This is a genomic window from Mycolicibacterium litorale (genome assembly GCF_010731695.1).
Classification (GTDB): Bacteria; Actinomycetota; Actinomycetes; order Mycobacteriales; family Mycobacteriaceae; genus Mycobacterium; species Mycobacterium litorale.
This window is the reverse complement of sequence record NZ_AP022586.1, coordinates 1,535,685-1,557,666: the sequence shown is the minus strand read 5'-3', so window position 1 is coordinate 1,557,666 and position 21,982 is coordinate 1,535,685. Positions and strand designations below refer to the sequence as shown.

23 protein-coding genes and 1 riboswitch are annotated in these 21,982 nt (G+C 69.0%); of the genes, 1 reads left to right on the top strand and 22 read right to left on the bottom strand.

The genetic code is table 11. The features are described 5' to 3' along the window. Nucleotides 1–893: 893 nt before the first annotated feature. Nucleotides 894–1,643, top strand: coding sequence for a thioesterase II family protein (locus G6N30_RS07300; RefSeq protein WP_234880372.1), 750 nt, complete (start codon nucleotides 894–896; stop codon nucleotides 1,641–1,643). A gap of 3 nt (nucleotides 1,644–1,646) precedes the next feature. Here the strand turns inward: G6N30_RS07300 and gcvP are convergent, their stop codons facing one another. The 22 genes from gcvP to G6N30_RS07190 form a co-directional block, all read right to left on the bottom strand. Further along, entirely contained in the window at nucleotides 1,647–4,493 is a 2,847-nt protein-coding gene (gene gcvP, locus G6N30_RS07295) for an aminomethyl-transferring glycine dehydrogenase (RefSeq protein ID WP_134060885.1), read from the bottom strand. Nucleotides 4,494–4,657: 164 nt separating this feature from the next. Next, nucleotides 4,658–4,756, bottom strand: a riboswitch (glycine riboswitch). 14 nt (nucleotides 4,757–4,770) lie between these two features. After that, nucleotides 4,771–5,988 (bottom strand): M20 family metallopeptidase, encoded by a 1,218-nt coding sequence (locus tag G6N30_RS07290; RefSeq protein ID WP_407664711.1) that lies wholly within the window; start codon nucleotides 5,986–5,988, stop codon nucleotides 4,771–4,773. Beyond that, nucleotides 5,978–6,652, bottom strand: a complete 675-nt coding sequence (locus tag G6N30_RS07285; RefSeq protein WP_134060887.1) for a DUF1028 domain-containing protein — start codon at nucleotides 6,650–6,652, stop codon at nucleotides 5,978–5,980. Before G6N30_RS07285 ends, G6N30_RS07290 begins: the two co-directional genes overlap by 11 nt. Beyond that, nucleotides 6,649–7,065, bottom strand: a complete 417-nt coding sequence (locus G6N30_RS07280) for a RidA family protein (protein ID WP_134060888.1) — start codon at nucleotides 7,063–7,065, stop codon at nucleotides 6,649–6,651. The genes G6N30_RS07285 and G6N30_RS07280 overlap by 4 nt, the downstream gene beginning before the upstream one ends. Then, the gene (locus G6N30_RS07275) at nucleotides 7,062–8,522 is read right to left on the bottom strand and encodes a 4-hydroxyphenylacetate 3-hydroxylase family protein (protein ID WP_134060889.1); all 1,461 of its coding nucleotides are present in this window, start codon (nucleotides 8,520–8,522) and stop codon (nucleotides 7,062–7,064) included. Before G6N30_RS07275 ends, G6N30_RS07280 begins: the two co-directional genes overlap by 4 nt. Beyond that, nucleotides 8,519–9,034 carry a flavin reductase family protein gene (locus G6N30_RS07270; RefSeq protein ID WP_163687459.1) on the bottom strand — a complete coding sequence of 172 codons (516 nt, stop codon included), beginning with the start codon at nucleotides 9,032–9,034 and terminating at the stop codon, nucleotides 8,519–8,521. The genes G6N30_RS07275 and G6N30_RS07270 overlap by 4 nt, the downstream gene beginning before the upstream one ends. A gap of 76 nt (nucleotides 9,035–9,110) precedes the next feature. Continuing rightward, on the bottom strand, nucleotides 9,111–10,094 hold the full coding sequence (locus tag G6N30_RS07265; protein WP_134060891.1) for a zinc-binding dehydrogenase: 984 nt from the start codon (nucleotides 10,092–10,094) through the stop codon (nucleotides 9,111–9,113). Further along, a complete protein-coding gene (locus G6N30_RS07260; protein ID WP_134060892.1) occupies nucleotides 10,091–10,885 on the bottom strand; it encodes an alpha/beta fold hydrolase in 795 nt (264 codons plus the stop codon). The genes G6N30_RS07265 and G6N30_RS07260 overlap by 4 nt, the downstream gene beginning before the upstream one ends. A gap of 12 nt (nucleotides 10,886–10,897) precedes the next feature. After that, nucleotides 10,898–11,827 carry a LysR family transcriptional regulator gene (locus tag G6N30_RS07255; protein ID WP_197906166.1) on the bottom strand — a complete coding sequence of 310 codons (930 nt, stop codon included), beginning with the start codon at nucleotides 11,825–11,827 and terminating at the stop codon, nucleotides 10,898–10,900. Then, on the bottom strand, nucleotides 11,824–13,104 hold the full coding sequence (locus G6N30_RS07250; RefSeq protein WP_134060894.1) for a TRAP transporter large permease: 1,281 nt from the start codon (nucleotides 13,102–13,104) through the stop codon (nucleotides 11,824–11,826). The genes G6N30_RS07255 and G6N30_RS07250 overlap by 4 nt, the downstream gene beginning before the upstream one ends. Continuing rightward, nucleotides 13,101–13,679: a TRAP transporter small permease gene (locus G6N30_RS07245; protein WP_163687456.1), complete on the bottom strand. Its 579-nt coding sequence runs from the start codon at nucleotides 13,677–13,679 to the stop codon at nucleotides 13,101–13,103. The genes G6N30_RS07250 and G6N30_RS07245 overlap by 4 nt, the downstream gene beginning before the upstream one ends. Continuing rightward, nucleotides 13,676–14,473, bottom strand: a complete 798-nt coding sequence (locus G6N30_RS07240) for a maleate cis-trans isomerase family protein (protein WP_134060895.1) — start codon at nucleotides 14,471–14,473, stop codon at nucleotides 13,676–13,678. The genes G6N30_RS07245 and G6N30_RS07240 overlap by 4 nt, the downstream gene beginning before the upstream one ends. Beyond that, nucleotides 14,470–15,324: a TRAP transporter substrate-binding protein gene (locus G6N30_RS07235; protein WP_163687453.1), complete on the bottom strand. Its 855-nt coding sequence runs from the start codon at nucleotides 15,322–15,324 to the stop codon at nucleotides 14,470–14,472. The genes G6N30_RS07240 and G6N30_RS07235 overlap by 4 nt, the downstream gene beginning before the upstream one ends. 641 nt (nucleotides 15,325–15,965) lie before the next feature. Continuing rightward, on the bottom strand, nucleotides 15,966–16,589 hold the full coding sequence (locus G6N30_RS07230; protein ID WP_134060897.1) for a MerR family transcriptional regulator: 624 nt from the start codon (nucleotides 16,587–16,589) through the stop codon (nucleotides 15,966–15,968). Nucleotides 16,590–16,803: 214 nt separating this feature from the next. After that, complete coding sequence (locus tag G6N30_RS07225; RefSeq protein ID WP_011560235.1) at nucleotides 16,804–17,298, bottom strand: bifunctional nuclease family protein; 495 nt, start codon at nucleotides 17,296–17,298, stop codon at nucleotides 16,804–16,806. A gap of 103 nt (nucleotides 17,299–17,401) precedes the next feature. Beyond that, a complete protein-coding gene (ftsR, locus tag G6N30_RS07220) occupies nucleotides 17,402–18,154 on the bottom strand; it encodes a transcriptional regulator FtsR (RefSeq protein ID WP_134060898.1) in 753 nt (250 codons plus the stop codon). A 30-nt stretch (nucleotides 18,155–18,184) separates the two neighbouring features. Beyond that, nucleotides 18,185–18,664 (bottom strand): glycogen accumulation regulator GarA, encoded by a 480-nt coding sequence (gene garA, locus G6N30_RS07215; protein WP_134060899.1) that lies wholly within the window; start codon nucleotides 18,662–18,664, stop codon nucleotides 18,185–18,187. Nucleotides 18,665–18,834: 170 nt separating this feature from the next. Continuing rightward, on the bottom strand, nucleotides 18,835–19,230 hold the full coding sequence (gene gcvH / locus G6N30_RS07210) for a glycine cleavage system protein GcvH (protein WP_134060900.1): 396 nt from the start codon (nucleotides 19,228–19,230) through the stop codon (nucleotides 18,835–18,837). Nucleotides 19,231–19,277: 47 nt separating this feature from the next. Continuing rightward, nucleotides 19,278–20,099, bottom strand: coding sequence for a DUF881 domain-containing protein (locus G6N30_RS07205; protein WP_134060901.1), 822 nt, complete (start codon nucleotides 20,097–20,099; stop codon nucleotides 19,278–19,280). Between the two features lie 2 nt (nucleotides 20,100–20,101). Then, the gene (locus G6N30_RS07200) at nucleotides 20,102–20,434 is read right to left on the bottom strand and encodes a small basic family protein (RefSeq protein ID WP_134060902.1); all 333 of its coding nucleotides are present in this window, start codon (nucleotides 20,432–20,434) and stop codon (nucleotides 20,102–20,104) included. 37 nt (nucleotides 20,435–20,471) lie between these two features. After that, the gene (locus G6N30_RS07195; RefSeq protein ID WP_134060903.1) at nucleotides 20,472–21,383 is read right to left on the bottom strand and encodes a DUF881 domain-containing protein; all 912 of its coding nucleotides are present in this window, start codon (nucleotides 21,381–21,383) and stop codon (nucleotides 20,472–20,474) included. Further along, on the bottom strand, nucleotides 21,376–21,978 hold the full coding sequence (locus tag G6N30_RS07190) for a CDP-alcohol phosphatidyltransferase family protein (protein ID WP_134060904.1): 603 nt from the start codon (nucleotides 21,976–21,978) through the stop codon (nucleotides 21,376–21,378). Before G6N30_RS07190 ends, G6N30_RS07195 begins: the two co-directional genes overlap by 8 nt. Nucleotides 21,979–21,982 lie beyond the last annotated feature (4 nt).

The following is a 21,982-nucleotide window of genomic DNA, read 5'->3' as shown; positions in this document are numbered from 1 at the left end:
ACGATTCGCGACGCCCGGGGTCTGGCAAGACGCCGGGCCGGGCAGACACGCCGACGGTCAGGTTTGGCTACGATTCTCCCAAAGTCGTTAGCTGTGTGAGCTAACTCCTCCGACGCAGCACGACGAATTTGATCATGCGCCGGACGGTAATGCTGTCAACTCATCACCATTCGACCGTTTTTCGTTGATGTCGTGCGCATTCGACGACATCATGTCTTCTGCGAAATCGTCGCTCATGATCGATCATGCCGAATTGTTAATTGCCCGGTTCGACCATTCAAGGCGCTGCGACCAAATGGCGCGGAGATGGATCGACGCGCGATCGCCGCGGCGGGCGAACAGCCATGCTCGCCTAGACGCCCGTGCTGTGATCATGAAGGGCCGCTTGGGTTTTCACGATCATTGTCCGCCGAGCGCAAAGCTGCCGGTGCCGAATGCAACGCCGCCATCGGCCAGTGGCACCGCTCGGTGGAATGGTCGCCGCGAGCAATACGATGGTCAATCGGCGGCGCCGCGGACGCCGGGGACGCGGGGACGCGGCAATTGCCGCAGTCACGCACGCGCCGGCCGGCGAATACCGCGACTTCATTTGCGCGTCGGATACGGCGGCTGAATCAACCGCTGCGTGCAGGCTGACGATCCAGACAATTATCGGCCTGAATCTACGCGCGCGTCAGCAACGGCGATGCGGCTCGGGCGCGCCAGCAAAACTTTGCGGCAGCAAGAACCGGTCGTCATCGCCGCAGGTAGTAAGCAGATAGGCCGGCCGACAGGGATAGCGAGTTCACGTCGAAGTCGCCCGAACCCTGCCGGCTTGAGCGATGATCGGTGGCATCGCCACGGGGGCGCAGGGGCCGCGAACTTGGCGTCGTTCAACGGAGGGGAGGCAGCGCTTGACCACGAGCAGGCCGTCCGAAGGCACTTCACCGGCACCGATAGACACCCTCTTCATCTTCCCGCACGCGGGCGGTTCGGCCGCTGAATACAAGCCGTTCGCGCGTGGCTTCACGATGGACGCGAAGCGGATCGCGGTCCAGTACCCCGGGCGCGCGGATCGACACGACGTCCAGGACATCTCGAGTATCTCCGCGCTGGCGGACGAGATCCATCCGATGCTGGCGCCCAGCATGGTCGGGGCCCGTGTCGCGTTCTTCGGGCACAGCATGGGCGGGCTGATCGCGTTCGACATCGCGCGGCGGGTGGAGCAGGCGGGCGGTCGCATCGAGGCCCTGTTCGTCTCCGCCTCGCCGGCCCCCGGGCACGGAGGATACGAGCAGCTCCGGGGCTCAGACGCCGAGCTGCTCGACATGGTGGCGACCATGACGGGGACCGACTCCCGTTTCGTGGGTGGGCAATTCGGCGCGACCGTGTTGAAGACGCTGCGGAGCTACGGCGCCATCACTGGTTACAGCTGTCCGCCCGGTACCGCTGTGTCCTGTCCCATCTACGCATACGCAGCCGCCGACGATGCGGCGGTCAGCTACGAAAGCATTTGTGCGTGGTCGGATTTCACTACCGGAGGGTTCTCCGTCCGTACCGTCAGCGGCGACCACTTCTACATCACCGAGCACGTCAGCGAGGTCGTGACCGATATCGAACAGCGGATCGCGGACCGCGGCGGCGAGCCGCCGGAGCGAGGCTGACGCTCAGGCGAAAGCCTCGACGGGCGGGCACGAACACACCAGATTGCGGTCGCCGTATGCACCGTCGATCCGGCGCACCGGCGGCCAGACCTTCGGCCGGAAACTCTTGCCCAGCGGATAGGCGGCCTGCTCCCTGGTGTACGGGTGGTCCCACTCCGTCACCAACAGCGATTCGGCGGTGTGCGGCGCACCGCGCAGCGGGTTGTCGTCCACCGGCCACGCACCCGAACCGACCTGGTCGATCTCCGCGCGAATCGCGATCATCGCCTCACAGAACGCGTTCACCTCGGTCAGCGATTCACTCTCGGTCGGCTCGACCATCAGGGTGCCCGCCACCGGGAAACTCATGGTCGGTGCGTGGAATCCGAAGTCCGCCAGCCGCTTCGCCACATCGTCCACCGTGACACCGGTCTGCTTGGTGATGGTGCGCAGGTCCAGGATGCACTCGTGGGCGACCATGCCGTTCTCGCCGGTGTACAGCACCGGGTAGTACTCGTCGAGGCGGCGGGCCACGTAGTTCGCCGAGGCGATCGCCGTCAGCGAGGCCGCGCGCAGACCGGGCGCGCCCATCATCCGGATGTACATCCAGGTGATCGGCAGGATCGACGCGGAACCGTACGGGGCGGCCGACACGGTGTAGTCGTCACCCAGTTCCGCGGCGAGCGGATGACCCGGCAGGTACGGCGCGAGGTGAGCACGGACCGCGACGGGGCCGACACCCGGCCCGCCGCCGCCGTGCGGGATGCAGAACGTCTTGTGCAGGTTGAGGTGGCTGACGTCGCCGCCGAAGCGGCCCGGGCGGGCGAGCCCGACCAGGGCGTTGAGGTTCGCGCCGTCGACGTAGACCTGCCCGCCCGCATCGTGCACGGCCGCGCAGATGTCCGCGACGTCGTGCTCGTACACGCCGTGGGTGGACGGGTAGGTGATCATCAGCGCGGCCAGCCGGTCGGCGTTCTCGGTGACCTTGGCGCGCAGATCGTCCAGGTCGACGTCGCCGTTGGCGCGGCACGCCACCACCACGACCCGCATCCCGGCCAGCGCCGCGGACGCGGCGTTCGTGCCGTGGGCGCTCGACGGGATCAGGCACACGTCGCGCTCGGGGGCGCCGTTGGCCTCGTGGTAGGCCTTGATCGCCAACAGTCCGGCGTACTCGCCCTGCGATCCGGCGTTGGGCTGCAACGAGATCTCGTCATAGCCGGTGATGCCGGTGAGCCAGGTCTGCAGATCGGCGATCAGCCGGCGCAGGCCCGGGGCGTCACCCTCAGGGGCGAACGGATGCTGCCTGGCGAACTCCGGCCAGGTGATCGGCTCCATCTCGGCGGCGGCGTTGAGCTTCATCGTGCACGAACCCAGCGGAATCATGCTGCGGTCCAGCGCGATGTCCTTGTCCGCCAACGACCGCAGGTAACGCATCATCTCGGTTTCGGTGCGGTACCGGGTGAACGCCGGGTGGGTGAGGAAAGGCGAAGTGCGCGTGGCGATCTCGGGACCGGTGAACGGCTGGCCACCGCGGGTGGCGCCGAACGCGGCCAGCACCGCGGCGACGTGGTCCGCGGTGGTCGCCTCATCACACGCCACGGAGACGTGGTCGGCGTCGACCAACCAGAGGTTGATCCCGTGCGACTTGGCGGTATCGCGGATCTCGGCGGCGCGGCCGGGCACGCGGGCCAGCACGGTGTCGAAGAACGCGTCGTGCACCACCTCCACACCGGCCTGCGCCAGACCGGTGGCGACCGCACGGGCGTGCCCGTGCACGCGGCGGGCGATCGAGGTCAGCCCCTCGGCACCGTGATAGCTGGCGTACATGGCCGCCATGACCGCCAGCAGCACCTGCGCGGTGCAGATGTTGCTGGTCGCCTTGTCCCGGCGGATGTGCTGTTCTCGCGTCTGCAACGCGAGCCGGTACGCCGGCGCGCCGTCGGCGTCCACCGACACCCCGACCAGACGGCCGGGCAGCTGCCGGGCGTGCTTGGTGTGGACGGCGAGGTAGCCGGCGTGCGGACCGCCGAATCCCATCGGCACACCGAACCGCTGGGTGCTGCCGAAGGCGACGTCGGCGTCGTACTCGCCCGGTGGGGTGACGATGGTCATCGCGAGCAGGTCAGCGCCCACCGCGACGAGGGCACCGCGCTCGTGCGCCTCGGCGACCAGCGGCGCCCAGTCGACGAGGGCACCGCTCGCGCCGGGCAGCTGGACGATCACCCCGAAGAAGTCGCCCTCGGGCAGGCCCTGGCGCAGGTCGGCGGTCACGATCTCGATCCCGAGCGGGCGGGCGCGGGTGGCCAGGACGGCTGCGGTCTGGCGGTACACGTCGGCGTCGACGGCCAGGCGAGTCGACGTGCTGCGGCCGGCGCGCTGCATCAGCGTCATGGCCTCGGCAGCCGCGGTGGCCTCGTCGAGCATCGACGCATTCGCCACTTCGAGGCCGGTCAGGTCGCACACCATGGTCTGGAAGTTCAGCAGCGCCTCGAGACGGCCCTGGCTGATCTCGGGCTGATACGGCGTATAGGCGGTGTACCAGGCCGGGTTCTCCAGGATGTTGCGGCGCAACACCGGCGGGGTGAGGGTGTCGAAGTACCCCTGGCCGATCATCGACACCGCGACGGTGTTCGACTCGGCCAGCGCGCGCAGTTCGGCCAGCGCCTCGGCCTCGGACGCGGGGGCAGGCAGCGACTCCAGGCCGGGCGCGACTCCGTCGGCCGACAGCGCGTCGAGGATGTTGGCCGGCAGGGCCTTGGCGGCGAGGTCGTCGAGGGTCGCCACGCCGATCGTGTCGAGCATGACCGCGACGGCGTCGGAGTCGGGACCGATGTGCCGGTCGGCGAAACGGGGCTGATGAGCATCGAGCACGGGTGAGATCTCCTACCGGGCGCAGAACCGCTGGACGATCCCTCTCCCTCTGTCGTCGACCCGGGCGGGCGCCTGAGAGATTCAGCGCGGTCCGACGCCGTCGGGATCCGTGCCTTTCCCCATGGGCGGGTGGACCGCTGGTCCACCGCTTTCCAGAGGCATCGAAACCGTGCGCGGTCCTGGGTGCCTGAGAGGTTGACGGAGAGGTGTTGCTCCTTCGGCGCCCGTGACTGGCGGTCACGGAGCTCTCCCGCACACGGGCGATGCAGGCACCAGTTTAGCGGGCTCGATCCGAGTGGGTGCACCGCGAGGTCGCGGCAGCATGCGCGGCGAAGTCGATCGCCGTCCATGCCAGCGCCGTCGCGCCGTCGCGCAGCGCCCGCTCGGCCAGCGGTCCGACCGCCGCGTCGGCGAACGCGCGCTGGTGGTTGACCGCAGGCAGCGAGCCGATGCCGAGGTACGGGTGGATGGCCCGGACGTGCTGGGACACGTTGCCCATGTCCGTCGACGCCGTCCTCATCGCCGCCGCGCCGTCCGGCGGCGGCGAGGTCATGTCCCGGCCAAGGGCCGCGGCGTTGTCGACGAACCAGCCGAGCAGCTGCTCGTCGGTACGGAACTCCGAATAGCGGGGCGATTCGTCGCGAATCCGCAGTTCGCATCCGGTGGCGGTGGCGCCCGCGGTGAAACAGGCCCGTATTCGCCGCTCGACGTCGTCGAGTTCGGACAGGCTTGCCGCCCGCACGTACCAGCGGCCCGTCGCGAGGTCGGGCACCGCGTTGGGCGCCGTTCCCGCCTCGGTGACCACTCCGTGCACCCGCACGGTCGGCGGCAGGTGCTGACGCAGGAGTCCGATCGCGACCTGGGCGACGGTGAACCCGTCAGCGGCGTTGACCCCCAGATGCGGGTATGCCGCGGCGTGCGCACCGACACCCCGGTAGGTGACCTCCCAGTGCGCGACGGCGAACGGCTCGGCGCGCGCGGCGTCGGCCGGCCCGGGGTGCATCATCATCGCCGCATCGATGTCGGCGAACTGTCCGGCCTCGAGCATCAGGATCTTGCCGCCGCCGCCCTCCTCGGCCGGTGTGCCGATGACGTGCACCGTGAGCCCCGCCCCCGGCACCGCGTCCTCGGCGGCGCGCACCATCAGCGCCGCGCCGACCGAGGCCGCCGCGATCAGGTTGTGGCCGCAGGCGTGGCCGAGCCCGGGCAGAGCGTCGTACTCCGCGACGAACGCCACGTGGACGGGCCCGGAGCCGGCGGTGGCGCGGAAGGCGGTGTCGAGGCCTCCGGCCCTCGGGTCGACGGTGAATCCCTCGGATGCGAGCAGCGCGGTGAGCCGGCGATGGGCGCGCACCTCGTGCCACGCGGTCTCCGGGTCGGCGTGCAGGCCGGTGCTGATCTCGCGGATCGTGTCCCAGCGGCGGTCGAGACACTCCTGCGCGGCCCGCTTGCGGCGCGCCGTGGCGTCCCGGTGCTGCGCGGGGTCAGAGGTCACCGGGCGCTCCGAACGACGGTGCCGCCGCGGGATCCAGCGCCCGCCGGACGTAGTCGTCGCGCTGGGGCGCCCAGACATCCCACAGCGCGCACAACGCTTCGTACGGATCGTCGGCCCAGTCGACCCGCAGTGTGGTCTCCGGCCACTCCACTTCGCGGTAGACCAGCAGGCCGGCCGCGTGGACAGGGCCCTCCTCCCCACCGGCGGCCAGCGCGGCGCCCAGTCCGTCGAGCAGTCTGCCTTCGAATTCCGTTGCGGTCGAACGCTCGTAGCCGCGCACCAGCTCGGTGATCGTCCGGCGTCCCGCGAGCATGTTGCCCGCGGCCACCACGCCGTCTCCTTCGAGGTGGTGGTGTGTGCCCAGTGCTCCCGCACCGCTGAACGCCGCACAGCGACCGGTGCTGTCCAGCACGGTCAGCTGGCGGTAGTCACGCAGTTCGTGGCCGGCGACGACGGCCGACATGGCCTCCCGCGGGTTGTCCCCCGCCGCCAGCCGGTCGAGGAGCTTCTCGCCGAGGCGGGGGTCGGTGACGTTCTGGCTCGCAGCTGCCCCCAGCCCCGGGCGGATGGTCAGGCAGCGCGATGCGACTGCGGGAGAGGACGATGCGATGACCATGCCCAATGCGCCGGTGTCTCGGTCGACGGCGGCGAGCGAGAACGTCACGACGCCGCCTGCCGCACGGCGACCACGTCGATTTCGACCAGCCACTCCGGGCGGGCCAGCGCGCTGACCACCAGACCGGTGGAGACGGGGTGGACGCCGCGCAGCCAGCGCCCCATCACCCGATAGACGCTCTCCCGGTACCGGGAATCGACGAGGTAGACGGTCACCTTGACGATGTCGTCCAGCGATGCCCCGGCTTCGCCCAGCAGGGTGGCGACGTTGGCCATCGCCTGTTCGGCCTGCGCGGTGACGTCGCCGACGCCGACGCTGACCGCGGTGTCGAGATCCTGGCCGATCTGGCCGCGCAGGTAGATGGTGTCGCCGGCCACGACGGCCTGACACAGATCGTTGTCCAGGTTCTGCTCCGGGTAGGTGTCGCGGGTGTTGAAGGGACGGATCCGCCGATGGGTCACGCCGAAACGCCTCCGTCCACCCGCTCGGACAGCTCAGCGGCGGCCCGCACCATCGCCAGCGGCCCGTCGAAGTCGAAGTTGCGGTACACGGCCTGGTAGTGCGCGAAAGGCGGTGCCTGCGCGAACAACTGGAAGGTCAGCCGGTGACCGGCGTAGTCGCTGTTGAGCAGGTCGCGGGCGAAGGCCAGGAGTTTGCGACGGTCGTCGGCCTGCCATTCGTCGGTGATCGAGTAGTACTTCTCGAGCCACTCCGACGCGCCGGGTGTGGAGAAGGTGGCCGAGTCCGGGGTGATGCAGATCTGCCCGCCGCACAGTTCGCGCGCATAGTGCATCATCTGCGGCAGCTGGGTCTGCGCCCACACCCGCCCGGCGTAGAGCAGGGACTGGTTCGGCATGAGCAGGCCGCCGGGGCTGGTCTCGGCGGTGGCGATCGAGGCGGTCAGATGCGCGTCGATGCCCTCGCGGTAGCAGGCCAGCATCGCCAGCTTCTCCTGTACGGCAGGGTTCTTGTCCAGACCGGTCTGGCGCACGTTGTACAGCGCCGCACCGATCATCAGGTCGGCGAACCGGATCGAGCGGTGTACGTAGGGCAGCGCGCTGTAGCGGTGCAGACAGCTGCGGACGAAGGTCGCGGCCCTGGTGTGCCGGTAGAACAGGATGTCGTCCCAGGGGATCAGCACGTTGTCGAAGATCACCAGCGACTCCACCTCGTCCACCCGGTTCGACAACGGGTAGTCCGCGGCATCCCGGCGACCGGCAAAACCGGTGCGGCAGATGAACTTCAGATTAGGGGCGTTGAGGTCGGCGATGAAGCCGACGGCGTAGTCCGAGAGCAAGGCGTCGCCCCAGTTGGCGATGGTGGGTTTGGTGTACGCCTGCGTGGCGTACGGGGCGGCGGTCTCGTACTTGGCGCCGCGCACGATGATGCCGTCGTCGGTCTCCCTCACCACGTGCAGGAGCATGTCGGGGTCCTGATCCTGTGGCCGCTTCGACCGGTCGCCCTTCGGATCGGTGTTGGCCGAGATGTGGAACGGGTCGCCGGTGGCGGCCTTGTGGACATGGCGCCGGATGTTCTCGGCGAACCGAGGGTCGACCTCGTTGAGCACGTCCTGACCGTCGTAGAGCGCCCACATCTCGCCGACGGTCTCGTCACCGACCCGGGTCACCACGCCGCGCGCCTCGTCGAGCACCAGATCGATCGCGGCGCGCTTGTCGTGCCAATCCTTCTGCGTGAACGGCAGTTTGTTCGCGATCGCGTTGCGCTCGCCGTTCTCGTCGACGTAGGTCATCACGTCCTGGGTCTGCGCCTCGTGCGCCAGGTCGTAGATGCGCGCCCTGATGTCGACGATGGGTGCGAACATCGGGTGCTTGGTGACGTCCTCCACCCGTTCGCCGTCGATGTAGATCTCGCGCCCACCGCGGATCTCGTCGCGGTACTGGTCTCCGGTCCTGATCATGCGTGGTGTCCTTCCGTGTCCTGCTGGGCCAACGTGCGATAGCTGCCGCGTTGGTGGAGTAGGGGTTCGGCGTCGCGGTGCACCACCCGGCCGACTTCGCCGAGATACAGCAGGTGCGAACCGATCTCGGTGATGCTGTGCACCGTGCATTCGAAGGCCGCGAGTCCGTCGGCGAAGACCGGCAGCCCGTTGACGCCGGTCTGCCACTCCCGGTCGAGGAAGGTGAACGGTGCCCGGTCGGGGCCGCCCCTGCCGGCGAAACAGTCTGCGACACCGCGGTGTTCACGGGCCAGCACTGAGACGTTGAACGCGCCGCAGGCGCGGATCACGGCATGGATCGGGCTGCGCCGGTTGATGCAGACTCCGAGGATCGCCGGCTCGTCGGACACCCGGTTGAATGCCGACACCGTCTGACCGAGTCGCACCCCACCGCCTTGCGCGGTGACGATGGAGACCGGGGTGGCCGTGCGGGTGATCGCGCGGACGAAGTCGTGCGGAGCGACGAGCGGCATCGTGTTCACACTATCGATCCTTCCGGCACCGGCATCATCGTGCAAACAGTTGATTGCGTTGCGCTGCATCGGATCATCAGATGTCATCGGTCACCGTCACGAGCACCTTGCCGACGCGATCGGGTGCGCTGAACCGCTCATGCGCACCGACGATGTCCTCGAATCCGAACCGGCTGTCGACCACCACGCGGATCGCACCGTCGGCCAGTCGAGGGAGGACCTCCCGTTCCACGTTTCGGCAGAGCTGTTGCCGGACATCGTCATCCAGGCGGCCCAGGCTTGACGACGACACCTCGGCCGCGCGACTCATCAGCTCGGCCGCATCGAGCCGGCCCGGCCCACCGGCCTGCACGCCGACGATGACCAGACGGCCGAACGGCGCGAGCAGCGAGACGTTCGCCGCAACGGCGGGTCCCCCCTGATTGTCGAGGATCACGTCGAACAGTCCACTCGCCGACAGTGATACGTCGACGCGGCCGTAGTCGATCACGTCGTGACAGCCGAGCTCTGCGCACAGCGCCGTCTTCCGGTCACCGCGGGCGGTACCGACCACGTACCCGCCGAGCTGCCGCGCCAGCTGCACCGCGACGGAGCCGACTCCCCCGGCGGCACCGTGGATCAGCACCCGCTCCCCCGCCCGCATCCGGCCGCGGCGCACCAGGTTCCACCATGCGGTCGCGGCGGCTTCGGGGGCGGCGGCGGCCACCGTGAGGTCGAGGCCGTCGGGCACGCGCATACACGCCCCGGCCGGGACGGCCACGAACTCGGCGTACGTACCGCAGCGCGCCAGCGCCGCCACCCGGTCCCCCGGCTCCCACCCGGTGACCCCGGGTCCGGTGGCAGCGACGACGCCCGAACACTCCAGTCCAGGAATCCCGCCGGGCGGCCCGGGCATCGCACCGCGGCGTTGCAGCACCTCGGCGTTGTTCAGCCCGAACGCGCACACCCGCACCAGCACCTCACCGGCCGCAGGGCCCGGCGTACGCACCCGGTCGAGCGTCAGCACGTCGGGTCCACCGGCCCGCTTCAGCACTGCGGCCCGCATCTCATCGGTGCTCATCGGCCGGCCAGCCGCCGGTGGAAGCCGGTGACGGCCGCGGCGAAGTCTTCCGGACAGGTCTCCGGACTCGAGATGTCGCCCCCCAGCACGTGTTCGGTCGCCTGGGGGAAGGCCGCCAGGATCCGGCCGCGGTGCGGGAAAGACCGAGGATCGCAGGCCGACGCGATGCACAGCACCGGGCCGTCGTACCGGCCGACGGCGTCCTCGGAGCGGTAGGCCGCCACCGCCGCGTGACCTCGGTCGGGGTCGGGATGGGCCAGCACGTCACGCACGTAACGGCTCAACACCAGCGGGTCGGGCGTGGCGAGGTAGCTCGACCGGCGTTCCCAGAGCCGGTGTAGGTGCGCGCCGTCCGCGGGGCCTGCGACGCTGTTGAACGGCAGTGCGTCGCGCCTGCGTTCGCGCTCTGCGGCGTCGATGTAGGGCGTGGAGGACAGTACGAGCGACTCGACCCGGTACGGGTGGGTCGCGGCGAGGTGATACGCCACCAGGCCGCCGAAGTGGTGTCCCACCACGTGTGCGCGCGGGACGCCGAGCGCGTCGAGGATCCCGAGCACTGCGCGTGCCGTGGCGCCGACGGTGTTCTCCTGCGTTGGATCCGACGCGCCGTGGCCGGGCAGGTCCGGGACGATGACGCGGTAACCGTCGAGATGGTCGAGGAGCGTTCGGTATTCGTCCCAGCACCGCGGCGTCTGGTGCAGCAGCACCAGCGCGGGGCCGGTTCCGCGCGTGACGACGTGCATCCGGCCGTCCGGCGTCGCCACATACGCGGGGACGGGTGGGGTCTGCATTCGGGCTCCGATTCAGCCGGGGTTGACATCGGTGACGACCACCCGGCACCGATCGGTGAAGGCGCGGGCGCGACGGCTCAGCCGCAGCGAACCCAGGTGGGCGACCACCACGCGCAGCGGTTCCACATCGTCGGCCAGCGGTACCGCGACGACGCGGCCACCGCCGTAGGTGGTGTCGGTCGCCGGCCGCTGGTGCAGCAGGCTGTACCCGTGGTGCTGTGCGACCATCGCGCGGACCGTCTCGTAGCTGCCCGATCGGTACTGGATCTTCGGCGCCAGCCCACGGGCGGTGAAGACGCCGATGAAGTAGTCACGGCTGTACGGCAGGTCGACGAGGATCATGTCCTCCTCGACGAGGTCCCGCAGGTGCACGCTCGGCGCGTCGGCGAGGCGGTGTCCGGCCGGTAGGGCCACGTACGGCCGGATCTCGGCCAGCACCTCGCGTTCGATGCCGTCGGCGAGGGCGAGGTCGTAGGTCAACGCGACCTCGGCGCGCCCGGACTCCAGGTACTCACCCACTTCTCCGGCCACCGCCTCGCTCACCAGGAGTTCGAGGCCCGGGTGCTCGAGCTTGAGACCGGTGAGGATGGACGGCAGGTAGAACGGCGCCAGCGGACTGAAGCACACCACGTGCAGCGCACCCCACAACGCCCGCGCGTCACCGGCGATCGACTCGAGGGACTCGGCGAGCGCGGTGAGGATCTGCCTGGCACGCAGCAGCAGTTCGCGGCCCGCGGGGGTGAGGATCAGCCCCTTGGCGTGGCGGCGGATGAACAGCTGGACGCCCAGCTCCTTCTCGAGATGGGCGACCGCCGAGGACACCGCGGACTGCGCGACGAACAGATCCTCCGCCGCCCGGGTCATGCTCTCCCGCTCGGCCACCCGGATGAAGTACCGCAGCTGTGTCAGGGAGATCCCCCGTAGCTGGTCGACGCTCGTCACGGCTGGCCAAGCACGGACGGCAGCCAGGTCGCCAGCGCGGGGAACGCGATGACGAGTGCCAGCACGACCAGGGTCGCGACGAGGAACGGCGTGTTGGCCCGCAGCACCGCCCATGCGTCGACCTTGGCGATCTTCGCCGCGACCACCAACGACATCGCCACGGGCGGGGTCACCTGACCGACGATGACCGTCAGCACGATGATCACGCCGAAATAGACGGGGTCGATACCCACCTGCAGGATCGTCGGCAGCAGCACCGGCATGATGACCGGGATGAGCGGGTCGAACAACATCCCGGCGAGGACGGCGACCACGGTCAGCACGACGACGTATCCCAGCTGCGTGTCACCGGGGACCACGGAGGTGGCGAAGTCGGCCAGCACCTGCGGCAGACCGGCCATCGCCAGCACCGCGCCCAAGGCCACCGAGACCCCGACGATCAGCATCACCTCACCGGTCAGCACCGCGGCCTCCACGAGACAGCGGTACAGCCTGCGCAGGCCCAGTGACCGGTAGGCGACCGCGGAGATCAGGATGGCGTACACGACCGCGAACGCACCTGACTCGGTCGGGGTGAAGACACCGAGGGTGAGGCCGAGCAGGATGAGCACGGGCACACCGAAAGCGAGCGCCGAGGCCCGCAGCGTGCGCAACACCTCGCGCCAGTCGAAGGCGATCTTCTCGCCCCAGCCGTTGCGTTTGGCCTGGACACCGACGGTCACCATCAGCGCGACGGTGAGGATCACCCCGGGCACGACGCCGGCGAAGAACAGCGTGCCCAGCGACGTGCCGGTCGCCGCGGCATAGAGGATCATCGGCGACGACGGGGGGATCAGCGGTCCGATGCCCGACGATGACGCCGTGACGGCCGCGGCGTACGGCGCGGGATAGCCGTGGCGTTTCATCTGCGGGATGAGTGTCGAGCCGGTGCCGGCCAGATCGGCCACCGACGTGCCGACCATGCCGCCGAAGAACAGGCTGGTGGTGACGTCGACCTGAGCCAGCCCGCCCGGCAGCGGACCGAAAAGTGAACGCGCGAAGGCGAACACACGGTCGGCGATGCCGCCGGCGTTCATCACCACCCCGGCGAGGATGAACAACGGCATCGCGAGCAGGACGAAGCTGCCCATTCCTTCTGTGACCTGCTGCGGGTACTGCATCATCCAGCCGCCCTCGAGCATCGTGTAGAGCGCGACGCCGGCGGCCATGGACACGATGAGCGGGGTGCCGAACACCAGCAACCCGATGATCACGGCGAGGGTCACGGTGATCGTCACGGCTGATACTCCTCACGCTGGCGCAGGACCGCCGCGCGCACGCCGGGCAGTTGGACGAGGACGATCACCGCGGCGGCGACGGCGCCGACGGGCAGCGCGGCGGTGAAGAATCCGCGGGGCAACCGCAGGAACGGGGTCAGATCGCCGCCGAACTCGGTGACATACCGGTAGGCGAACCACGCCAGGTGCAGGAGGATCAGCGCCATGAGCAGGTCGGTGGCCAGCTTGAGCCACACCGCGAGGCGGACCGGTAGCCGGTCGACGAAGGCGCGCACCTCGATCGACTCTCGGCGGCGCACGCCGATCGTGAACCCCAGCATCGTCAACCACAGCATCAGCCCGGTGACGAGTTCTTCGGTTCCGCCCCACGGTGAGTCGAACACGAACCGAAGCCCGGCGTTGACGAACAGCACCAGCGTGATGGACGCCAGCAGCAGTGCCGCGACCGCTTCCAGCACGCGGTCGACGACGGTGTCGGCGTACGTGGCGGGTTCCACGCCGAACGTCGAATCGAGGTGTTCGGCGACATCGGCTGAACCCGAAATCGTATGCGCGTTGGGCGCTTCGGGGGTCACGGCCGTGATCCCGAGGTGGCCACGGGCGCGCGCGCCCCGAACAGCTGCCCGAATCCCGGTCGGGCGGCCGCCGAACCGGTGAGCTGGAGCGCGTACCAGAACGACGCCTGCACCGCACTGATCACCGGTTTGCCCAGCGCCTCCTCCAACGCGGCGATCGCGCCGACGCTGGCGAAGTTGGTGCAGCTGATGAACACCGCGTCGGCTGCGGCGACGTCGGTGGCCAGCGCCAGGTCGTAGACGTCGTCGAGGGGAACGCGCGCGAGTTCCCGGTCGTCGGTGATGCCGAGGCCGACACTGGCGACCACCGGATGCCCGTTGTCGGCGAAGAAGCGCTCGGCCCGGTCGATCACCTCCTGGCGGTACGGGGTGACCAGCGCGATGGCGCCCGCACCGACCGCGTCGAGCGCCGCGACGCTGGCCGTGGAGGTCGTGGTACAGCGCCCGGCCAGGCCGCTCCACTCTTCGAGGTGTTCGATCAGCATCCGGTCCCAGGCCGTGCCGTGCAGGAAGGACGCGCTGGTGCCGCCGAAGAGCAGCAGGTCGAGCGGGGCCTGTGCGACGAGTTCGACGGCCGTCCGCAGTTCCGGCGAGCGCATCATCGCATCGATGCCGTCGACCGTGACCGACGGCAGCGTCACCCGGCTGGTGTGCACGGTGGCTGAAGGTGTCGCCATGGCGTACATCTCGGCTTCCATCAGTGTGCTGGACGCCATGTACACCAAGCCGATTCGGGTGGCGGTGGTGAGTTCGGCGAGGGGCAGAGCCGGCCGCCGGCGGTGCTCGGCGCTCACTGGTTGTACTCGGCGAGCACCCGCTGGGCGAAGTCGCCGGGGATCTCGCCGGCGATCTCCTCACGGACCGCGGACACGGTCTCGCTGAGCTGGTTGACGTCGGCCTCGTTCACCTGGACGCCGGCCTGCTCGAACTTGGCCACCAGCACTTCGTCGGCCTCCGCACCCGACTTGCGGCTGGTTTCCGCAGCCGCCGCGGCCGCGGTCTGCAGACCCTGCTGGACCTCGGGTGCCATTCCCTGCCATGTCTTTTCGTTGACCGCCAGGTAGACCGGACTGTAGATGTGCGAGGTGAGCGTCAGGTAGCGCTGCTTCTCGTAGAACGAGAAGGCGTCGATGACCTTGAGCGGGTTCTCCTGGCCGTCGAGCACACCCTGGTCGAGCGCGAGGTAGGCCTCTCCGATGTCGATCTGCGTGGGCGTCGCCCCGAGCGCCTCGAACATCATGACCCGTGCCGGGTTTCCGGGCACCCGGATCTTGAGCCCCTGCAGGTCGGTGGACGTGTTGATCGGACGGGTGTTGTTGGTGATGTGACGGAAGCCGTTCTCGCCGAATCCCACTACCCGGGCACCGGCGGTGCCGACCAGGGATTCGCTCAGTTCGTCGCCGAAGTCGCCGTCGAGGAATTCCGCGGCGGTCTGCCGGTCGGTGAACAGGAACGGCATTTCCATGACGTTGAACATCGGGTCGATGTTGGCGACCGAGCCGCTGACCGCAGCGACGTCGACGGCGCCGGCGCGCAGACCCTGCAGCACCGCCTCCTCGTCACCGATGGCACCGCCGGTCTGCACGTTGAGTTCGACGGAGTCACCGAGTTCGGCTCGGACCTCGTCGGCGAATGCCAGCAGCATATCGGCCAGCGGGTCACCCTGGCTGGTCTCGACAGCCAGCGTGAGTTTTGTTGTGTCCGAATCTGTTTGGGTTTCCCCGGAAGAACACGCGGTCAGTGTCAGCAGTGCGGTGAAACCGCACGCGGCAATTGTTTTGACGCTTGGCCTCATGGGTAATTCCTCTCGTGGGCTCGACCGGCGGTCGGACTGAAGCGAATGCGGCTCGGCCGCTGGTGTTTTCAAGAGTCCGAGACGAACGCCCGTGCGTCAAACAGTCAAAAGCGACTGTCTGCATCTGTCAAACAGATGCTCTGTAACGTGAAATTAACTGCGGCAGATGGAACTTCGCCGTGACACGGAGTTAACAGATCCGGGTTTCACTATGGGGTTGCGCTGCCGGCACGGCGACGCATCGCCGCCGGTCGCGTCCCCACCGGTGCCCGTCTCGTCGTGTCCGTGCGGGTCTCGAAGTGTCCGGTCACGCCGGAGTGAGGAACGTCATGCCGGCGGCGGCGCCGTGCGAGGAGTACGGCAGTTCGGAAAATCCGATACCTTCAGCGCTGAGGTGTCTGCGGATCAGATGCACATCCACGCCGACGAGCGGGAAAACAAGGACGACGACCACCGTGCGGTGGCCGTCGTCAGGTGGGTGGAGCGGGCGCTCAGCCGATCTTGCGGTCTCGGTGCTTGCGCCGGGAGGCGAGTTCGTCCTCGGGTGCGGCGATCGATTCGCCGCCGTCGGCCCGCTCGCCGGGGAAGTCGGCGATGGCACCGGTCAGTTCCCTCATGGCGCCGGAGACCGCGATGCCGAACACGCCCTGTCCGCCCTGGAGGAGATCGACGACCTCCTCGGCCGAGGTGCACTCGTAGACCGTGGTGCCGTCGGAGAACAGGGTGATGTTCGCCAGATCGCTCACGCCGCGCTGCCGCAGGTGGTCCACCGCGACGCGGATGTTGTGCAGCGAGATCCCGGTGTCCAGCAGTCGCTTGACGATCTTGAGGACCAGGATGTCCTTGAACGAGTAGAGCCGCTGGCTGCCGGAACCGGCCGCGCCGCGGATCGAGGGCACCACGAGCGACGTGCGAGCCCAGTAGTCCAGCTGCCGGTAGGTGATGCCGGCGATCTGGCAGGCACTCGGCCCGCGGTAGCCCACCAACTCGTCGGGGACGGAGTCATCGGGGAACAGCCCCGCCTGCACGGGTTCGCTCGGCGCCCGGTCGACCCGTTCCGCGTGGCTCTTGCCGGTCGACAGATCCAGCTCTCCCTGACGTGGCGTGTCGCCCACTATCGAATCCTCTCGCCGATCGAACTCGCCCGCTACCACCTGCCGCGACGTGCGGTTCAGTGTCGTCGTACGCCAGCCCGATTGTGTTCGAGCATACGCGTTGGTTCGAGCCCTGACTGCTCGTCGCCCTCAAAGTATGGCCGCCTGATCAGCCGTCGGGCGCCACACGCGCCGCGTGTCGGCAGCGTGAGACGCTTCCGTGACAAAGCGTGACTCAGGTCGCTTTGAAGTCGTCAGGGGAAACGCTGTCGAGGAACTCCTTGAACTTCTCGACCTCGTCTTCGCGGACCGCACCGGCCGCCTCTTCGTCGTTTTCGTCGGGGATCAGCAGCCCGGCCTCGGCCAGTACCGCTTCTTCGACGTAGATGGGCACCCCGACGCGCAAGGCGATCGCCACCGAGTCCGACGGCCGGGCCGACACCTTGATGTCCCGGTCGAAGATCAGGTCGGCGTAGAAGGTGCCCTCCTGGAGGTCGACGATCCGGACCTCCTTGAGCGAATGCCCGAGCGCGGCGATGACGTCGCGGATCAGGTCGTGGGTCAGCGGCCGGGCCGGTTCGACACCCTGCTGTTCGAGGGCGATCGCGGCGGCCTCCGACTGGCCGATCCAGATCGGCAGATAACGGTCCCCGTTCGATTCGCGGAGCAGCAACACCGGCTGGTTCTGGGGCTGCTCCACGCGAATGCCGACCACACGAACCTCAGCCATCTGTGTCTGCCCTTTCGCACCAGTGTGCTTGTCGTTCTTCGGTGCTGCGTGTCAGATGTTGCGACCTGACGTGACGAACGAGCCGTCGTTGCGAGTCTAATCCTCAGCGATCCAGTACGTCGCGTACGGCCGATTTGATCAATGATGTGTGCAGGGTGATGGCCAGAGCGGCCACTTCGCGGGCCAGGTCGTCGGCCCGGTCGCGCGCGCCGGTGGTGCCTGCCTTGCCCACCGGGCCGGCGATCTGGGCGATCAGATCCGACTGGCGGTCGGCCGCGGACCGGAAAGCGCGCAGGTGGCGCGGCTCGACGCCGTAGTCGGCGAGGGCGCGGGCACACTGCGCGATCACAACCGAGTGTTCGTCGAAGAAAATCCCGCCGCCGGCCTTGGAAGAGGGGGTGATCACCCCCGCCTTGATCAACGCCGCCAGCAGGTCGTCGTCGACGCCGGACCGCTCGAGCAGGTCTTCGCGGCTGAGGCGGACCCGGGTGGGCGCCACACTGGCCACCGCATCCCCGCCGGCCCCCACCGGCACCAGCCGGGGCGCCGGATACGGCGCCGGGTGGGACGGAGCGGATGGCGGCAGGGCGCCGTCGGGCTGGGCGTCGAGCTGGGCCTTGATGACCTTGAGCGGCAGGTACTGATCCCGCTGGGCGGTCAGGATGAAGCGCAGGCGCGCGCAGTCGTACGCGGTGAACCGCCGGTACCCCGATGCGGTGCGCTCCGGGGTGACCAGGCCTTCGGCCTCCAGGAACCGGATCTTGGAGATCGTCACGTCCGGGAAGTCCGGTCGCAGCAGATCCAGGACCGCTCCGATCGACATCCCGGTGAGTGCGGGGCTGTCGGGTTGGCTCATTTACTCGTCGCGCCGGCGCTCATCGGCCACCTAGCTGCTCGGGCCGTTCTCATCGGTGCTGGGCCCGGTCAGGAACACCAGGCGGAACTTGCCGATCTGCACCTCGTCGCCGTTGGCCAGCACCGCGGAGTCCACGGGTTCGCGGTTGACGTAGGTGCCGTTGAGGCTGCCGACGTCGACGACCTGGAACTCACCGCTCTCCAGCCGGAACTCGGCATGCCGGCGGCTGACCGTCACGTCGTCCAGGAAGATGTCGCTGTCGGGGTGGCGCCCGGCCGAAGTGGTCGGCTGATCCAGCAGGAACCGGGAACCCGCGTTCGGGCCGCGCTTGACGACCAGCAGCGCCGAGCCGACCGGCAGGCCCTCGACACCGGAGACCGCACTCTCGGACCCCGCCGCCGGCGGCGCGTCGAGTTCGTTGAGGAAGTCGGCCCGGAAGACGGAGGTCGTCTCTACGGTGACTTCTTCAGACGTCTGGTCGCCCCCAGAGTTGATGTCCTTTTCCGTCACCCGCTGCTCCTCACTGGCTGCTGTGGCGTATCCGGCCGGTGTCCAGCCGTCGTTTCACGTCGACCGTACCGCGCAGTGGACGTCGCTGTGTCCACCACGGCCGGATCCGCCCCTCGTTGATTTCACTCGGCCGAAGATGGTCGAACCGTCTGCAGCACCCTAACAACAACTCACTCGGTCACGACGCCACGGTAGCCGTCCGCGTCGAGGAGACCGCCCAGCGCGGCTTCCATGTCGTCGGCGTCGAGCTGCAGGTCGACCAGCCAGCCCTCGCCGTAGGGATCGGAGTTGACCAGATCGGGGCTGCCCTCCAGATTCGCGTTGACGGCAAGCACTTTCGCGCTGACCGGCGCGTAGAGATCCGAGACCGACTTGGTGGACTCCACCTCACCGAACGAGTCGCCCGCGGCCAGCTCGGCCCCGACCTCGGGCAGCTGGACGAACACGACGTCACCGAGCGCGGACTGCGCGTAGTCGGTGATGCCGACGCGGAGGGTGTCGTCACCCGTGCGGAGCACCCACTCGTGTTCGTCGGTGTAGTACAGCTCTGCTGGGATGTCAGTCACGGGTCTCCTCTGGCGTGCGATGCGCCACCGGCCAGGTGGCCGGCGCGCTATTTGACTGGCTGAGCGTATTGGCGGTCTTTCGGTTGCCGCAAGGCGGTGACGTCGACCCGGTCCGCCTGTTGGATCGCCATCGCGCCGCCCACCCGCTCGATACTGTCCATCGCGCCGCCCGGGATGTTCATCGCGGCCGCCAGCGTCGGCGGATCACCAATCGCGACAACGGTATAGGGCGGGTTCAGCGTCGTCCGGTCGACCGTGAGCGCTCCGGGCCGCCCGAGCACCCAGGTGTCCACCCCGACGCGCACGGCGACCCGCTGCCCGTCGGCGGTGCCCTGGATCTCGATCGCCTCGGCGCCCGCGGCGCGCAGTTCGTTGATCACGTCGAGCATCGTCTCGGGCGGTACCCCGGGCGTGGTGTCGGTGATCGTGATGACAACGCCGGGTCCCGTCGCGCCGACGGCGCCGATCAGGATGGACAGCGCCGCCAGCCGCGCCTGCGCGTTCTCGATGGCCGCCTGGTCGTTGCTGCCCGAGGCCGCCAACTGCTCCAGCGTCCGGCGCAGATCGGCCACCTCGGTGTTGAGTGCGGCCTCCCGCTGCTGCAGCGAGTCCAGCAACACCAGCAGATCGGCGGGCCGGGCCGTCTCGAGGTTGTCGCCGGATTCGTTCTGCCGGACCTGGGTGACGATCGCGACGCCCAGCAGCAGGCACAGCACCGCCCCGAGCGCGCCGAACACCAGCTGGGTCCGCCCGGGGCGCCGTTGCTGGTTCTCCGCATCCGGGGGCAGTTCGTGGCGCCCGTGATGGTCGGCGGGATCCTCGTGTCTGCCCTTGCCGTGGTCGGCTCCGTGTCCGGGTGGCGCCGTCATGGTCAGGCGCCGAACAGTCTGCGCCGCAGGGCGGCTGCGTTGCCGAAGATCCGGATACCGAGGACGACGATGATCGCGGTGGACAGCTGGGTGCCCACGCCCAGTTGGTCGCCGACGTACACGATGAGCGCCGCGACGAGCACGTTGAACACGAACGACACCACGAACACCTTGGAGTCGAATATCCGCTCGAGATAAGCGCGCAGACCGCCGAATACGGCGTCGAGGGCCGCGACCACCGCGATGGGCAGATAGGGCTCGACGAAGTCCGGCACACTCGGCCGGAACACGAGGCCCAGGACGATGCCGGCGACGAGCGCGGCGATTCCGATCATCTGTGTCCCATCATCCGGTGTCCCGTCATCTGACTCCCTAGGGTCCGATCTGCCTGGCGAAGTTGACCTCCCGCACCGACCCGGCGGGCAGGCTGAGCGCATCGGCGGCGCTGACCGAAACGCCGACGCCGTAAGAGGTTTCGAGCAGCCGCAGCCGCTGCAGACCCGTGCTGCGGTCGAAGGTGTCGGCCATCGTGTTGGGCGGCCCGATCACCTGCAGGACATACGGGCTGCTGATGGGTTGGTTGTCGACGAGGATGCCCCCGCCGGCCTGCCGGATGGTGACGTTGGGCCCGATGCGCACACCGCCGACCGCCACCGCTTCCGCGCCGCTGACCCACAGCGAGTTGACGACCAGTTGCAGGTCGCGGTCCAGGATCACCTGCCGGCTCCCGGCGACCCGTTGTTTGGACACGTCCGACAGGTCCTTCGACATCCCGGGGTCGGTCACGGTCACCGTGAGTCCGGGCCCGATCACCGGTGTCGCGGCCGCGGCGACGTCGGCCACGTCGAGTTCGCCCAGCAGCCGGCGGCCCAGTGCGTCGCCCTCCAGGCGGCTGCGGCGCTCGGCGGCCACCTGGGCGGTCAGCTCGTTGCGCTGCGCGGTGAGCTGGTCGTCGGTCGCCTCGGCCGCCCGCACGCTGCCGGCGAGCACCTGCTGCGCCTCGCGGGTGACGGGTGCGGCGGTCTGAGCCTGTGCGGCGGCGATGCCGAACACCGCGGCCACCGCGAGCGCCGCCGCCACCTGCCAGCCCCACTCGACGGCGCGTGGCCGGCCGGCACCGTCGCGCCGGGCCGCGGCGGCGGCCGCATAGCCGGGATCGAGGTGTTCGGACAGCAGCGAGCGCAGCAGCGACGGCAGCGGGATTCGCTGCGGTGCGTTCGCATCGTGCTGGTTGCGCCCCGCGTCCGGATCGAATCCGCCCAGCAGGCGGCTGCCCTCAACCACCGTGGGAGACCTTCGGCAATCGCTTGGCGACCATCACCACCTGCACCAGGTAGAGCACGCCCGACCACAGGTACAGCGCCATCCCCCAGATCAGGAAACCCCAGCCGCAGGCGAGCACCACGCGGCTCCACAGGGCGTCCCACTGGCCGAGCAGCACCAGCGGGAAACCGGACATCAACGCGAACGTCGCGGCCTTGCCGAGGTAGGTGACCGGCAGCGCGGCCAGGCCCCGGGTGCGCAGCAGCGGCAGGGTCGCCGCCAGGACCACATCGCGGCCCAGCAGGGTGACGACGAACCACCACGGGACACTGCCGTGGACGGCGAGCGCCAGCGGCACAGTCACCATGTAGATGCGGTCGACGAGCGGGTCGAGCAACTCCCCCAGGCGCGACGACTGGTTGTCGACCAGCCGCGCGATCTTGCCGTCGGCCCAGTCGGAGAAGCCGCTGAACATGAGCACACCGACGGCCCACGCGTTGGCGTGCGCCCCGAACAGCAGCCACAGAAACACCGGCACCAGCACCAGGCGCAGTACCGACAGCGCGTTCGGCACCGTCAGTATCCGGTCCCGCTCCCCCGACGCAGAGGCGTCCATGCGG